13 protein-coding genes and 2 pseudogenes are annotated in these 13,932 nt (G+C 45.0%); 9 read left to right on the forward strand and 6 right to left on the reverse strand.

Annotated features, from left to right (window positions below; all coding sequences use genetic code 11):
- Nucleotides 1-32: 32 nt before the first annotated feature.
- The 6 genes and pseudogenes from MKZ32_RS09080 to MKZ32_RS09105 all read left to right on the forward strand — a co-directional run bounded on the left by MKZ32_RS09080 (nucleotide 33) and on the right by MKZ32_RS09105 (nucleotide 5,340).
- Nucleotides 33-521, forward strand: coding sequence for a DEAD/DEAH box helicase (locus tag MKZ32_RS09080; RefSeq protein WP_239796977.1), 489 nt, complete (start codon nucleotides 33-35; stop codon nucleotides 519-521).
- A gap of 29 nt (nucleotides 522-550) precedes the next feature.
- A complete protein-coding gene (locus MKZ32_RS09085) occupies nucleotides 551-1,090 on the forward strand; it encodes a 3'-5' exonuclease (RefSeq protein ID WP_239796978.1) in 540 nt (179 codons plus the stop codon).
- Nucleotides 1,091-1,515: 425 nt separating this feature from the next.
- The gene (locus tag MKZ32_RS09090) at nucleotides 1,516-2,001 is read left to right on the forward strand and encodes a hypothetical protein (RefSeq protein WP_239796979.1); all 486 of its coding nucleotides are present in this window, start codon (nucleotides 1,516-1,518) and stop codon (nucleotides 1,999-2,001) included.
- A complete protein-coding gene (locus MKZ32_RS09095; protein WP_239796980.1) occupies nucleotides 1,950-3,164 on the forward strand; it encodes a DUF4011 domain-containing protein in 1,215 nt (404 codons plus the stop codon). Before MKZ32_RS09090 ends, MKZ32_RS09095 begins: the two co-directional genes overlap by 52 nt.
- 12 nt (nucleotides 3,165-3,176) lie before the next feature.
- Nucleotides 3,177-4,349: pseudogene (locus MKZ32_RS09100) on the forward strand (IS3 family transposase).
- Complete coding sequence (locus tag MKZ32_RS09105) at nucleotides 4,327-5,340, forward strand: AAA domain-containing protein (RefSeq protein ID WP_275584283.1); 1,014 nt, start codon at nucleotides 4,327-4,329, stop codon at nucleotides 5,338-5,340. Before MKZ32_RS09100 ends, MKZ32_RS09105 begins: the two are co-directional and overlap by 23 nt.
- Nucleotides 5,341-5,861: 521 nt before the next feature.
- On the opposite strand, the gene MKZ32_RS09110 is transcribed toward MKZ32_RS09105, so the two are convergent.
- The 3 genes from MKZ32_RS09110 to MKZ32_RS09120 all read right to left on the reverse strand — a co-directional run bounded on the left by MKZ32_RS09110 (nucleotide 5,862) and on the right by MKZ32_RS09120 (nucleotide 8,297).
- Complete coding sequence (locus MKZ32_RS09110; protein ID WP_239796982.1) at nucleotides 5,862-6,383, reverse strand: CAP domain-containing protein; 522 nt, start codon at nucleotides 6,381-6,383, stop codon at nucleotides 5,862-5,864.
- 142 nt (nucleotides 6,384-6,525) lie between these two features.
- Complete coding sequence (locus tag MKZ32_RS09115) at nucleotides 6,526-6,720, reverse strand: hypothetical protein (RefSeq protein ID WP_239796983.1); 195 nt, start codon at nucleotides 6,718-6,720, stop codon at nucleotides 6,526-6,528.
- A gap of 542 nt (nucleotides 6,721-7,262) precedes the next feature.
- Complete coding sequence (locus MKZ32_RS09120; protein WP_239796984.1) at nucleotides 7,263-8,297, reverse strand: IS630 family transposase; 1,035 nt, start codon at nucleotides 8,295-8,297, stop codon at nucleotides 7,263-7,265.
- A gap of 114 nt (nucleotides 8,298-8,411) precedes the next feature.
- On the opposite strand from MKZ32_RS09120, the gene MKZ32_RS09125 reads away from it, so the two are divergent.
- Complete coding sequence (locus tag MKZ32_RS09125; RefSeq protein ID WP_239796985.1) at nucleotides 8,412-8,729, forward strand: hypothetical protein; 318 nt, start codon at nucleotides 8,412-8,414, stop codon at nucleotides 8,727-8,729.
- 203 nt (nucleotides 8,730-8,932) lie between these two features.
- On the opposite strand, the gene MKZ32_RS09130 is transcribed toward MKZ32_RS09125, so the two are convergent.
- Nucleotides 8,933-11,143, reverse strand: a complete 2,211-nt coding sequence (locus MKZ32_RS09130) for a PAS domain-containing hybrid sensor histidine kinase/response regulator (RefSeq protein WP_239796986.1) — start codon at nucleotides 11,141-11,143, stop codon at nucleotides 8,933-8,935.
- A gap of 750 nt (nucleotides 11,144-11,893) precedes the next feature.
- Here MKZ32_RS09130 and MKZ32_RS09135 point away from each other — a divergent pair.
- On the forward strand, nucleotides 11,894-12,178 hold the full coding sequence (locus tag MKZ32_RS09135) for a hypothetical protein (protein ID WP_239796987.1): 285 nt from the start codon (nucleotides 11,894-11,896) through the stop codon (nucleotides 12,176-12,178).
- A gap of 120 nt (nucleotides 12,179-12,298) precedes the next feature.
- Nucleotides 12,299-12,504: pseudogene (locus tag MKZ32_RS09140) on the forward strand (hypothetical protein); the annotation flags it as partial.
- A gap of 78 nt (nucleotides 12,505-12,582) precedes the next feature.
- Here MKZ32_RS09140 and rnk read toward each other — a convergent pair.
- Nucleotides 12,583-12,996, reverse strand: coding sequence for a nucleoside diphosphate kinase regulator (gene rnk / locus MKZ32_RS09145; RefSeq protein WP_239796988.1), 414 nt, complete (start codon nucleotides 12,994-12,996; stop codon nucleotides 12,583-12,585).
- Nucleotides 12,997-13,634: 638 nt separating this feature from the next.
- Nucleotides 13,635-13,799 (reverse strand): hypothetical protein, encoded by a 165-nt coding sequence (locus tag MKZ32_RS09150; protein WP_239796989.1) that lies wholly within the window; start codon nucleotides 13,797-13,799, stop codon nucleotides 13,635-13,637.
- Between the last annotated feature and the right edge of the window lie 133 nt (nucleotides 13,800-13,932).

Below are 13,932 nucleotides of genomic sequence, written 5' to 3' on the forward strand. Positions count from 1 at the left end.
AATAATGATGCTCTGATCATTGGCGGTATTGCATGGACTGGTTACACGGATACAGGGCGGAGCATTTGGCTCAAGTATGCACCAAGCCAATTCTAATTCTTTGCTACAACAATACACTTGCTTCGAAGTTGCGTGACGTGATGTCTACCAACGGACTGGACGCAAAAGTGTTGGTACAAACATTTCATTCATGGTGTAGCTCGCAATTGCGTGCCTACAACGTAAGTTTCCCAAAGCATCACGGCAATGACAATGATTTCTTCAGCGGTATGGTAAATACACTTATCCGGGCAGTCGATAATAAACAAGTTCCCTCAGGTCAATATGATGCTGTGCTAATTGACGAGGGACACGACTTCCGCCCGGAGTGGCTTAAGTTGGTCGTACAGATGGTAGACCCCCAAAGCAACTCATTGTTAGTGCTATACGATGATGCACAATCTATAACGAACATACCAAGAAGCAGAAATTCAGCTTTAAGAGTCTTGGGATTCAGGCGCAAGGCCGAACGACAATTCTAAAAATAAATTACCGAAATACAAAGGAGATTTTGAACGTTGCGGCTTCGTTTGCCAAAGAATTGCTATCCCCTGTTGATGCAGATGAAGACGGGATGCCAATTGTGCAGCCAACGAGTGCTGGACGACATGGCATATCTCCTACCCTTGTAAATTTACCATCACTAGATGAAGAATCTATGTGGATCATCAGCCAACTTAAAGAAGAAAATCGCACCGGTACTCCCTGGAAAGATATGGCCATCTTGTATCGCAGTTATTATCCAGTTGGACAGACATTCGAAAGAAAACTTAAAGCTGCTGGGATTCCAGTGAGTAGCAAGAAAGAAGTGAGGTTCACTGATGACCAAGATACAGTTAAGCTGATCACAATACACTCATCGAAAGGCCTAGAGTTTCCTATCGTTTTTATCCCTGACATAGGATTGATGCCAGACGAAAATTGCGTATCTGAAGAAGAGGTGCGTTTGCTTTATGTCGCAATGACTCGAGCAACGTCCAGATTGATGATGACTAGCCATCGAAATTCATCATTTACGCAGAAACTCCAGTTGGCAATCGGCGGAAAGTGATAGCCAACGCTGATCCACAATGCTATTTTTCTTCGCCGAGTTGGTTGGAGTTTCCCTCTTCTTTCTTATAAGTATCGTGGATTCAGCCTTATTTCCAAGACAATTATCATGTCGGACCACCTAGCCTTAAGTCGCAGATAGAATTCATGGGTCAATAGACGTGCTTCTATAAAGCCACTATTCGATATGCTGGAGCGCCATAAGAATTTCTCGAGCAACCAAGGCAATCCTTATGTAGGGCTTAGCAGGGTGACCACGGTGTACATTATTTTTTCGCGATAGTCTGTTCTAATATTCTTATTTGTAGATCCATTTGTTGTTGCATTGCTTATCAAAGAACTCTGTAATAATATCAAAAACTTATAGGTCGGCATTCCACTTGCGATATACGCACAATGGATCGGAGTTAGCACACAGGAGGAAATATGAGCGGCACTATCCATTCAATCACCATCCACGCCAGCTTTCCAGGGAAAGTCAATTTTGCAGCGCACCAGAATGCGGTTCCTATTGTCAGGGATCTTGGAATTGAAAATAGCTCCGAGGAGCAGTACCAAAATCTCCGTTTGACTATCAGCGCTCATCCCGCCTTTCTTAGGGAGAGGGTTTGGATTTTAGACCGCCTGGAATCCAAAACCTCATTGCATATTAAGGACTCTCTCATTGATTATGATGCGAACATGCTGTTCGGACTCAATGAAGCTATCAATGCTGATATTCGCCTCACGCTAACCACTGATCATGGCGAGATTTTATCGTCACATCAGGAGCGGGTGCGTGTGCTCTCCCGTAATGAATGGGGGGCTCGCATTTCCTTCCCGAACTTTTGGCAGCTTTTGTTCAGCCAAATGATCCCACCGTGGAAGCTATTCAAAAGCAAGCAGCCGAGCTTCTTCGTAAAAGAGATCTGACACTGGATGGGTACGGCTCCGGCCAAAGCGAAAACGTGTGGTCCATGTTGTCCGCCATATGGAGCGCTGTGGCTGGGCTTAAGCTAGATTATGCCCTCCCGCCTGCAAGCTTCGAAGAAAATGGGCAAAAAGTACGCACACCTTCTCAGATAATTACTAGCGGCCTTGCTACCTGTCTGGATAGCACGTTGCTTTTTGCGTCGGTTATTGAGGCGGTTAGGTTGCATCCTGTGGCTATTCTGACCAAAGGACATGCATTCGTAGGTGCCTGGATAACCCCAATTGAGTTCAAGTCCGCCATCGTAGAAGATGTGGTTGCCGTGCGTAAAGCCGTGTCTCTAGACCAGTTGGTGATATTCGAGACCACGCTTGCCGTAACGCATCCGCCAGCCAGTTTTGGTCAGGCTATCCAGCAGGCGAAAAAAGCTATATCCGAAGAGCAAGAAGATGCTTTCACCATGGCGATCGATTTCAAGCGCGCCCGCATACAGGGCATCTTTCCAATGCCTACCACTGAACTCATGAAGCAGGAAATCGCCTCCAATGATGACATGGGTATTATCCTGGAAATGGAAGAACCGCCAGCCCTCCCTCGTTTCGACATTGAACAGGAAGTAGTTGTGGAAACGCCGCAGACCAGGCTTAACCGGTGGCAACGTAAACTGCTGGATCTTTCCCTACGGAATAAGCTACTTAATTTTAAGCCGTCCAAGAAGGCCATTGTGGTGTTATGCAAAAAGCCCGGTAAGCTCGAAGACATTCTTGCTGACGGCAAGGAGATAAAGCTCTTGCCTCTGCCTGATATTTCGGGTGGTGAGGGGGGCCGCGATGAGGTAGCCCATATGCGAATGCATGGTACCAGCCTCACGGATGAGTTTGTAAATGAGGCACTCGAGCACTCAAACACTGTTTATGCGCTCTTAAGCAAGACGGTATTAGATTCCTCCCTGATTGAGATTTTTAGACAAGCAAAACTGGATATCGAAGAAGGCGGCGCAAATACTCTATTTCTTGCGATTGGCTTTTTAGCTTGGAAGAAGGATATGAAGGATCCTAAGCGCTATAAAGCTCCTCTCGTCTTGATACCAGTGACCCTTTTACGCCCAGGCATTTGTAGTGGTCTAATGAAAACGGACACCTCGATAGGATTATTATTCACCTAGAGAGGAGCAGCAATGACAAAACAACGCCAGCATTACGAAACCGCCTTCAAACTCGAAGTAGCCCGCATGATAGTAGATCAAGGATTGAGCGTCGCGCAAGTTGTCAAAGACATGAATATTGGCCGCACGGCGATCAATCGTTGGATTAAACAATACCGCGCGGAGCAGCAAGGCAAGTCGGGTATTGGCAAACCGCTCACCGCCGAACTGCAACGCATTCGCCAATTAGAACAAGAGAATCGTCAACTGCGTTCAGACAACGACCTATTAAAAAAAGCATCGGCCTTCTTTGCCCGCGAACTGAAATGATTGACACCTTAGTGGATCAAGTGCAACAGAAGGCCAACATTGTCCAAGCCTGCCGCGTATTGCGGGTCAGCCGCGCAAGCTACTACGCAGCCCGGCAATGCGCCAAAGAGCCAGCCATTTGCGTGGCCAGTGCGCAGGTCAAAGCCGCATTTCTGGCGAATCAAAGCTGCTATGGCAGCCGTCGTGTCGTCGATGAATTAAAAGCTCAGGGCATGGTTATTGGGCGTTACAAAGTGCGTCGTTTAATGCGTGAAGCTGGGCTCAAACCGGTCTGGAAGAAGAAGTTTGTGAATACCACCGACAGCAAGCATGATTTACCTGTAGCGGATAACCTGCTGAATCGTCAATTCAACCCAGCCAGCCCGAATCAGGCGTGGACATCTGACATCACCTACATCCGCACCCAAACGGGTTGGCTGTATTTAGCGGCGGTGATGGATTTACACTCGCGCAAACTCATTGGTTGGGCGATGAGTCCCACCATGCCAGCGGAGCTGGTGTGTCGGGCATTACGCATGGCGCTTGGGCAACGCCAACCTGGAACAGGATTGATGCTGCACTCAGACAGGGGCAGCCAGTACGCAAGCCATGAATATCAAGCGTTACTCAATCAACACGGCATTACTTGCAGTATGAGTCGCAAAGGGAATTGTTGGGATAATGCGGTGATGGAACGCTTCTTCTTGAACTTGAAGATGGAACGGGTGTGGCAGCGCAAGTATGCGAATCAGATGGAAGCGATTAAAGATGTGACCGACTATATCGGGCTTTTACAACTGCATAAGAAGGCATTCAGCTTTAGGTAATATCGCACCATTGGCTTATGAAAAACAGTTTGTAGCAAAACAACCGATTGCGGTGTCTGAAATTACTTGACCACTACACTTTTGTTGAAGTGAAAAACGGTGTTTATGATAAGGGGAATACACGGACAAACAAGGCCGAAGCTACTATGATTACCAAGGAGATCTTAGCTAGGCTTAATCTATGGAAGATGTTGCCAAAGAAGGAGCGACCTTCCATCGGTGTGGTGACGTTCAATTCTGAGCAGCAATCTTTAATCGAAAACATGGTGGAAACTGAGGTACGCAAGTATCCAGACCTTGTCTGGTTTTTCTCAGACACCTGCCTTGAACCTGTGCTTGTCAAGAATATCGAAAATATTCAGGGCGACGAGCGTGATGTCATGCTGTTTTCTATAACCTATGGTCCTGATGCAACAGGAAAAGTCAGCGTTAATTTTGGCCCTATGAACCGCGATGGCGGTGAGCGGCGACTTAATGTAGCGGTAACACGCGCGAGGCGGGAAATGATTGTCTATTCCACCCTTCAACCCGAGAAGATTGACCTAACAAGAACTCAGTCTATAGGGGTGCGCGACCTCAAGCATTTTCTGGAATTTGCAAAAGGCGGCGCAGGAGCGTTGGCCTCCGCAAATCAGGGTTCCGTTGGCGGTTATGACTCCCTGTTTGAAGTAGCTGTATCGAACGCGCTCAGCAATAAGCACTGGCGGGTAATTCCTCAGATCGGCGTTTCTTCTTACCGCATAGACCTGGGTATTGTCCATCCAGACAAGCCGGGGGAATTCCTGTGTGGAATCGAATGTGATGGTGCCACCTACCACCGCGGTGCCACAGCGCGCGATCGCGATAAATTGCGAGAACAGATTTTATGTGGTCTTGGATGGAATATTCAGAGGGTATGGTCAACTGACTGGTGGATTGATGCAAAAGGCGCTACTGATAAATTGCATAATTCGCTTAATAAGCTACTGGAAGTGGATAGAAAAAAATATCAGGATGCACAGGAACTTGAGGTCATAAATGCTAGGCCGCTTCAAGATTCAACCACAACAATTGTTATTTAGTCGCGGACATAGCAAGTCAACATTGAGCAAGAGCCTTGCTATAATCACTATCTTTTAACGCTCCGATTTAAGTTAATGTTCTCAACCCGATCAATGAACCGAGGCAAACGGGAGCCGCCAACCTGGATATACCTTGTACAGCGCCATTTTTAACGATACCAGCACTACGTTCACGTAAGCCGAGCTTATCGGCCTCAGTATGAAGTTTAAGTGATGAAGTGGTGTGACGCTATGCGACGGGGGTGACATTCTTGGATTACAGCATGAACTGGGAAAGTTGATGATGGTCTACGAAATATGAGAATGTTTTGATCGGCGCGTTTAAATAAAGCTCGTTCAGTTGAAATATTCCCGTGAGTTTCTTCTGGGAAGCCACTTCGTCAGTCTACTACCACCCACGGCTATTGGATCCGCAGCAGGTCGTTGAAAGATGCTTCGCAATAGAAAAGAAGTGCCAGCGCTTATGACCGTTTCTAAGTGCCTGTTCTGATCAATACTCGCTGCCAAAAGAAATTTTAAGTTTAATAGGGTTTCCTACCTATCCAATTTCCTGCCGGTTGGTACTGGCATACCCACACTTGTTCCTGACTGTCTTCGCACACTGCCATCCCACATCCAACTGTCGTGGTGCTGCGCCAGACTACCTGAGTGTAATGTCCACACATTTTTCCTGGTTTGCAGCGATTTTTGGCGTAGTCGAAATCCACCTTCTCGCTAGTCCAGCTATTCACCACTTTTTCCGGCGATACCTTTTGAAAATCCTTGCTGCCGTCAGAGGACTTTCTCGCGCTGGCCCAAAATAGGTTTTCACCGTAATTACCATCTGGTTTGCTATGTTGCATCCGGCAGTGATTGTTATGCTTCAAATTATCTGCCCAAGCTTGCGCTGTCATTGCTAACGTTGGCGAGTAACTAAGCTTTTCAGTTACCCCCACTTTTGCACGCCACTTGTTGTGCACAGTGATAATAGTTGCGGCATCTATCTCTCCTGAGCATGCGGGAAATGCTGTCAGCACAGTGACAGAGAATATGCTGAACAACATGAATTTCAACGATCAGTCCTCCGTATGTAGAGTTTTGTTACCACGCAGAGTCACCCTTCATGATCTAACTGTGCTCCGCAAGGAGTGTGGCTCCATACCTAATGAACCTCCGATTTTTGCCAGAGCCCACCTAATTATTTCTTCAAGCTGCCCATACACCGCAATATATATAAAAAACTTTTCCGTTGTTAAATTGACTGCGACTTTTATCAACTGGTTTGCTGGAAAATTTCTTATTTTCATCATCAAACTCTATGTCTGCTAGTTTTCCCCAATCACTAGGGACAAAATTTCGCAACAAAAAACCATCACCTTTGTACGATAGTTCAATTAGCATTATGCATTCTCCTTTGTATTTTTTAGTGCCGCCAAAAATCAGCTCTACCTACCCACTCCTTTGATTTTGCGTACAAGTTCCACATTGCAGCAGATTCATGTGTGTTAAAAATAGGTGAGTAGTCCGTGCTTTTTCTCGCAGTCCATGCTGCTCATGGCTCCCTGGCGCACGGACATCCGTGCAGTCTCCGTGCTGGCCGTGCATCGTATATTTTTGCTTCAGAAGGGTGCCTTTTCCGTTCAACGATTAGCCAACATTATCAATTCCATTTTCTAATTTACATAACTCGGGATCTGGGCAGTTACGGCCGTAATCTCTGGCTTCCATGCTGTTCTGGAAGGTAGACATTTAATATAATTTGTAGTGATTCCGTCCTAAAATAAAGAATTTGCTTATATCAAATCTTTTGTTACTTTTTTATTATTTGTTTCGGAAATGCCATCGAGAGAAAGTGATATGGCCGAAAGGTTTCTTCTATACCGATCGGTAAGTTTTTTCTCAGCCTCGTTAGCAATTATTGATCCGGCAATAAATTGTTGAACTTAAGCTGCATACTTTACAGGAGCATGTTCAAAGTAGCTTTTTACACGCTCGGGTGATTTCTGTAGCTTGCGCATGTGACTGGTGGTCACCTTGAGTAGTTGCCCCTTTGTTCGCGCAGGTGCCTTGGTCGTCACTGCCTGTTTGAGATCGGCATTCAGCATTTCATCTGGATTCAACTCAGGGCTGTAACTCGGCAGATAAAACAATTCAATCTCGTCCTGATGTTTCGCTAGCCATGCCTTAACCAGCTTGGCATGGTGGACTCGCAAGTTATCCAGAATCAGGAATACCTTGCGCTTGGCATCTTTCACTAACCGCTTCATAAAAGCGATGAGCTGATCTGAATCCAACGCACCGTTCAGCACCATCCACCTGACCTTGCCTTGGTTCGTGACAGTAGAGATAAGTCCCACGTTCTCGCGTTTACTGTTGACCCGCACCACGGGTGTTTTTCCTTTGGGTGCGAAAGAACGTCCGCGCACGTCATCGCTGCGCAATCCAGTTTCATCTCCCCAGTGGATTTCAGCGCCTTCTACTTTAGCGCGTTCCGCAATCACCGGATAACTGTTATCGAGCCATGCCTTCACCTCGACTGGACGTTGCTCGTAAGCTTTCTTTATCGGCTTTTGGGGGGTAAATCCCCAGCGCGCTAAATACGTTCCAACAGTCCGGACAGGCAGCTTTATCTTGAACCGTTGACCGATCAATTCCATCACCGCCGTGCGACTCCACAGGGCGTAAGGCATCTTTATCTGGTCAGGGGTCTTGTCGCGAATAAGTTTCTGAACTTCGCTCTCCTGTTCAGCATTCAACCTTCGTCCCACTCCCGGGGAGCGCCCGCGCGGTTTTAATGCCATCCCCGCCCAGCCACCCAGACAATATGACTTATGCGCAGCGATGACCGTGCCACGCGATAGTTCACATTCCCGCGCTACGTCCTTTACCAGCATCCCTTTTTCCCGAAGTCTGACTGCACGCCTGCGCCTTTCGGCTAATGCCTGCATCGAGAGTGTCCTTCCGTCTTGTCGTTCCATGCACAATCTGACTTGGCATCATCAATTAAGTTCAATATTTAACTGCCGAGTCAATAACGTCGAGATCATGGCGTTTATAACTTTATCGGTACCAATAATTAAAGGAGATTCAAAATGACAAGCGAAATTCTGAGAGATCCAGGTGATACATTTCCATGGAGTGTACTGAAGGATGGGACACGGGTACTTCAAATGCGTACAGCTATTTCAGGACTTATTACCCAAAATAATGAAATGGGTATTTGTATGGAAGGTTCAACACATCTTATTCATAATCCAAAAGGTATAACAAGACTCAAAGGGCAAGATGACGTCACGAAGGCGCTAAATAAGGCAAGCGGTACTAGGCAGAATGTCACCGTAATTGGATACCTCGTAGATGGTAAGTGTGAATATTTTGGGTGCATGACATTGCACCAATGGCTCCATTAAAACCATTCCGTGATCCAGGCGATACCTGGCCATTGCATTCCTTGATAGAAAAATAGGTTAACCCAGCGGTCAAAGGGGGATGTGCCACAACCTTTAATCTGATAGAAACCCGAAAATTCGGTAACTGTCAGATCAGGTCTGAGCTAGTACAAATTATTTAATTCTGTATGAGAGCGTATAAAACCTCTAAATTGCTTTCTATTTTAAATAGACTTTTCTGTGAATCCGAACGCTTCATCGATCGCACACATAAACTCATTAAGTTCGATGGGTTTAGTAAGGTATCGAAAGAACCCCGCTTCCATAGCCTTCGCAATATCATGGAGTTGGACATTAGCGCTCAGGGCAATGATGGGAATATGTTTCGTTAACGGATCTCTACGTAAAATTCTTAGAGCATCAATACCACTGATTCCTGGCAGATTAATATCCATCAATATTACATCCGGTAAGTGGGCTCCTGCCAGTTCGATTCCGACATTGCCGTTCATTGCGCTCAACAGGCGAATATCGGGGCGACCTTCAATGATATGCTCAACCAGCGCCAAGTTAGCGGGGTTGTCTTCAACATAGAGCAGAGTGCGCTGTTTAGAATGATCGTAAACCTTTGTTACATGTGTTATGGATTCGTTGGGAACCTCTGTAAGCTGCAACTCTTCTGCCAGAGCCAGATCAAACCAGAACACGCTTCCCGCCCCTACAGTGCTTTCCACACCGATATTGCCACCCATCTGTTCTATTAATTTCTTGGACACCACCAAGCCGATGCCTGTTCCTTCGACCGAACTGGATTCTTGTCCGAGACGATTAAATGGCTGGAACAGTTGTGCAAGTTTTTCCGGAAATAATCCTTCGCCGGTATCCTTGATGCTGATGCGAACCTGCTTTAGGGCATTTGCGTTGCATGTCACCTCAACTGTTCCATGCTCGCAGTTATATTTAATCGCATTGGACAGTAGATTAATCAAAACTTGCTTTACACGAGTGCGGTCGGCATAGACAAACAGTGAATGGTCAAGTTGTGGAAAATTCAATTGGATGTCACGCAGTTTCGCTTGCGGTTCCATCATGGTTTTGCATTCGAGCAGAATTTCTTGCAGCGACATGTGCTCTGGTGACAACGACACCTTGCCGGACTCGATCAATGCAAGGTCAAGGATTTCGTTGATCAAGTCTAACAAATACCATCCACCACGAAGAATTTCTTTAAGCCTGATCATTTGAGTGGGAGTTGGCGCGGGTGAACCATGCTCCAATAATTGGGCGAAACCGAGGATGGCATTGAGCGGGGTGCGTAGCTCATGGCTCATGCTGGAAATAAATTCCGATTTTGCACGATTCGCTTTTTCTGCGGCAATTCGGGCATTACTTAGTTCCGTAATGTCGATGTCTGCTCCGACATAATGGGTGACCGCTCCGTCGTCCCCTTGGACAGCGGAGATGGTCAGCCATTTGGGATATAACTCACCATTTTTGCGACTACCCCAAACTTCCCCATGCCATGTTCCAGTCAGCTGGATAGTCTCCCACATCGCATCGTAAAAATCAGCATCGTATAGGTCAGACTGGAATAGTTTTGGAGTCTGACCTATGACTTCTTCGGCTGTATAACCAGTAGTCTTTGTAAATGCCTTGTTGACTCGCAACACTACCCCGTTGGCATCGGTGATCATCAAACTTTCTTGTGATTCAAAAGCGACGGCAGCGATGCGAAGCGCTTCTTCGGCTTGCTTGCGCTCAATCTCATTGGCTTGCAACTTGTTTTGCATTTTTGACAGGCCAGCAACTACGCTGTTCTCCATGCCGACTTTAATCGTGCTGCTGATAGAAAAGTCACCACGACCGATTCTAGTTATTTGTGTTTGTACTTCGTCAGCAGAACCACCCAGCGTTGCTCGCAAGGACACATAAGCTCGCCAGAGCATGAAGGTAACGAAAAGTGTGACCACAATTAATATAAGCCGAGATATAAAGGCAATGTATTCAGCTTCATGGACTGCATCTACAGTTCTCTTTTCTACCAAAAGATAAACCTCGTTGATGGGCTTCATGATCTTTGCCTTGGCCTTGTGATAATTTTCATCACTTATCATTTGGCGTGCTGTGGTGTGACGATCTTCTGCGTCCGGGCCGGTGGACTCAGCTAGTTTCATAGCGACGAATTCCACTGTAGCCAAAAGATCTGAATTTGTCTTAGCTTCATTCAGCTTGCCAATCTCTTCCTCGGTCAAACCGGACTGACGCATTAAATCCAGAAAGGGAATCCCTGGTCCATTTTCTATGGGTGCAGATATCGCATTGGCCAATACCATATCCCAGTAAACATTAAAATATCCCTCCGGTCGAAACATTTTGCCGTTTCGGATATCAAGTATGTTCTGATAGTATTTCTTGTAGCGGAGATTGGGATTCATTACGTAGATTCTAGCCATCAGGGACAAATCATCTGTTGATTGGCGCATTTGATCTGTCAAATGAAATGACATTAACCGCTGTTCGTTCGCACGATCAATTTTATTTACGGAATTGACATAGAAATTGAAAGTAATAAAAAGCGCAACGAAGGCGGCTATCGTCAGCGCTATCTTCGAAGTTAACTTGCTGGGATTTATTTTTGAAACCATTTTCAGTCTCTCACTCGCTTCACTTAGGGAACGATACTTGACTGCTAAATGATTTGGGTTAATTAGCAGAAGTCTTGAATTATATAAAAGTTAATGCTAAATCAAATATATGAAATTGTGTTGATTTTTACTGTGTACCGCTATGTTCTCGTGCAGTCGATTATGATTGATGCAAAAAATAAGACAGCTCTCTTATAAATTTAAAGAATAGACTGGAGGATAATAAATCTATTTAAGCAACCAAAAGGACATCTAATTGCTGCATGGAAGCAATACGGTCGCTAGAAAGCAATTGGCAAGATTCCGTAAGTCTCGCTCATTACGGGGCTCCTCACCATTGGGAGGATCTGGATCAAAGTAGCTCTGGCCCCTCGGGAGGGTCAAATTTAACATATAAATAAAATAGTTCTACTTTACTTCATTCATACATCTTTCCAAACCCGCTAGGGTGGGTTTTTCGTTATAAAATACATAAATGATGAATGTTAAATTGCGATATTATTTCCCTTCCGCAACGTCAATATTTAGGGAGGAGACATCATGACCGCGCAAACAGCTGTTTTACAGCTGGCTGATCTCATAAAGAAATCAATACAGGCAAACTTAGAAGTTACGAGTGTGCTAAATGAGCACCGCATTAAATTTCAACACGCCCACGAAAGAAATAATTTATTATTTATAGCTGCATTTAGAGAAATTTATCGCCTTGATCCAGAATCAAAGCTGCGCGTTCAACAACTCATGGATGGCATTCTTATTGATATGAATGATGAGTTTGCTGCTAAAACGGTTATAGAAGCACAAGAATTATTGAAGTCCTGCTAACAAATTTTTGATTCTTGAACTAAGACATTGTTTGTCGCATTATTTTATTTCATTAGTTATTTTTTAGAGTTAAGTCCAGCTCTTCATTCCTAACTGAAGGCCGTTAATTGCAAGCTGTAAACGACTAAAACACCGATTACAGCAGCTGACCTGCTGAACGATAAAGTACTGCTATTTTATACAAGCCACAACCTGCCTATGCTGCGTGTCTTAACAGATCGCGATAGAACTCTCATCAGGGCAAGGTTTGTAATGGCAGAAAGCCGTTGGGAACGTTACTCATTGGGAAACAGGTGCAGAGTGGAAAAAATCTAAGCCCAATTTAATCTGACAGACACCCGAAAAACTCGGTAACTGTCAGATCAGGTTTGAGCTAGTACACCTAATATCGATATACTTGAACATCACTTTGTATATTCGCCGGACCTTTCTGGTTGGTAACTAACATCAAGCACCCGTACTTTTATTGTATTGCCTCCGGGTACCGGCCATTCCATCTGCTGACCGACCGCTAGCCCCAGCAGAGCGCTACCGACCGGCGCCAATACGGAAATCCGACTGGGCTTCCCCAACGCATTCTCGGGATATGATAGGGTCAGTTCGAACGTCTTTCCCGTCGGCTCAATAATAAAGCGAATGGTTGAGTTCATGGTTACAACGGTCGCCGGGATATTCTCCGGCGCAATTACCATCGCACGATCTAATTCATATCGCAGATTGTCCAATTCGGGCTGCGAATCTTTCGGCAGCGCATCTATTAAATGGTTGAGCCGCGCTAGATCCAAGCTCGAAACGGTGATATTGGGAGGATCGATCACAATATATTTTCCTTATTTACTTATTCTCGATTGATTTAATTGTTTATGAACATGGTAAGTTTCTATGAGGTGGCAATTATGGGTGACTGGGAACATGAATTGTTCCAATTTAATATCCCACATAGCCAAGCTACACCCTCATTAAAAAAACTAAAGACGCTTTAAACCCAGTCAAGGTAATCCAAGGTAATCATTGAGGCGCTATTCAACACACATCAAAGGTAGATCGTGTAGGAAGAACGCCTCGATTTCAATCGAACCGAAGCATGGTAATGTTGCGCTATAAATAAACGCTACGGTGCTAGGATTAAATTAGTAAGCCCAAAACGATTACGGCAGTTCAATAAATCAAAAAAATCCCCTGAACCTAATAAGAGCAGGGGGAAAACCTTAACCAATGGGATAAGTTAAGGCTTCACGTTCAGGGAGGTGAAACGTGGGATAGCTTGCGCTATACAGACAATATAGATAAGAAAATGCTGAAATAGTTCCATAGGATTGGATCGGAAGAGAGCAGCCTACAAATCTACAACGTAAAATCGGGAGAACTCTCAGTATTGATGGATACGCGGTATAGTGGAATGGGTATTACACTACATATAATCTAAAAACCTCCGACTTTGCCGGAGGTCACCTAACTATTTTTTCAAGCCGATGATACAAGCCCGGGTTTTGTCTTTGTCACCAGCATATGTCTTTTGGCAGTCTGCTGCCGATTGAGGGGTACCACTTGCAAATGACGGCAAAGTAACAACAGATACCAAAGCAAAAGCAAAAGTTAGCATATTCATTAAATTTTTCATTAATTGATTTCCTAATATAGTTAATTGAAAGCTGACCTTATGCCAGTGCTTTTAAATAAGCAAAACATATGCCAGTCTTTAATAAAAATTAAAAAGCAGTCACTTAGATAGATCATAGATATTATTATTGAAT

It is taken from the genome of Candidatus Nitrotoga arctica (genome assembly GCF_918378365.1).
Lineage (GTDB): Bacteria > Pseudomonadota > Gammaproteobacteria > Burkholderiales > Gallionellaceae > Nitrotoga > Nitrotoga arctica.

Coding starts and splice junctions, on each gene's coding strand:
- MKZ32_RS09080 (WP_239796977.1), top strand. CDS start 33: ATGGACTGGTTACACGGATACAGGGCGGAGCATTTGGCTCAAGTATGC.
- MKZ32_RS09090 (WP_239796979.1), top strand. CDS start 1,516: ATGAGCGGCACTATCCATTCAATCACCATCCACGCCAGCTTTCCAGGG.
- MKZ32_RS09110 (WP_239796982.1), bottom strand. CDS start 6,383: ATGTTGTTCAGCATATTCTCTGTCACTGTGCTGACAGCATTTCCCGCA.
- MKZ32_RS09115 (WP_239796983.1), bottom strand. CDS start 6,720: ATGCTAATTGAACTATCGTACAAAGGTGATGGTTTTTTGTTGCGAAAT.
- MKZ32_RS09120 (WP_239796984.1), bottom strand. CDS start 8,297: ATGGAACGACAAGACGGAAGGACACTCTCGATGCAGGCATTAGCCGAA.
- MKZ32_RS09125 (WP_239796985.1), top strand. CDS start 8,412: ATGACAAGCGAAATTCTGAGAGATCCAGGTGATACATTTCCATGGAGT.
- MKZ32_RS09130 (WP_239796986.1), bottom strand. CDS start 11,143: ATGAATCCCAATCTCCGCTACAAGAAATACTATCAGAACATACTTGAT.
- MKZ32_RS09135 (WP_239796987.1), top strand. CDS start 11,894: ATGACCGCGCAAACAGCTGTTTTACAGCTGGCTGATCTCATAAAGAAA.
- MKZ32_RS09150 (WP_239796989.1), bottom strand. CDS start 13,799: ATGAAAAATTTAATGAATATGCTAACTTTTGCTTTTGCTTTGGTATCT.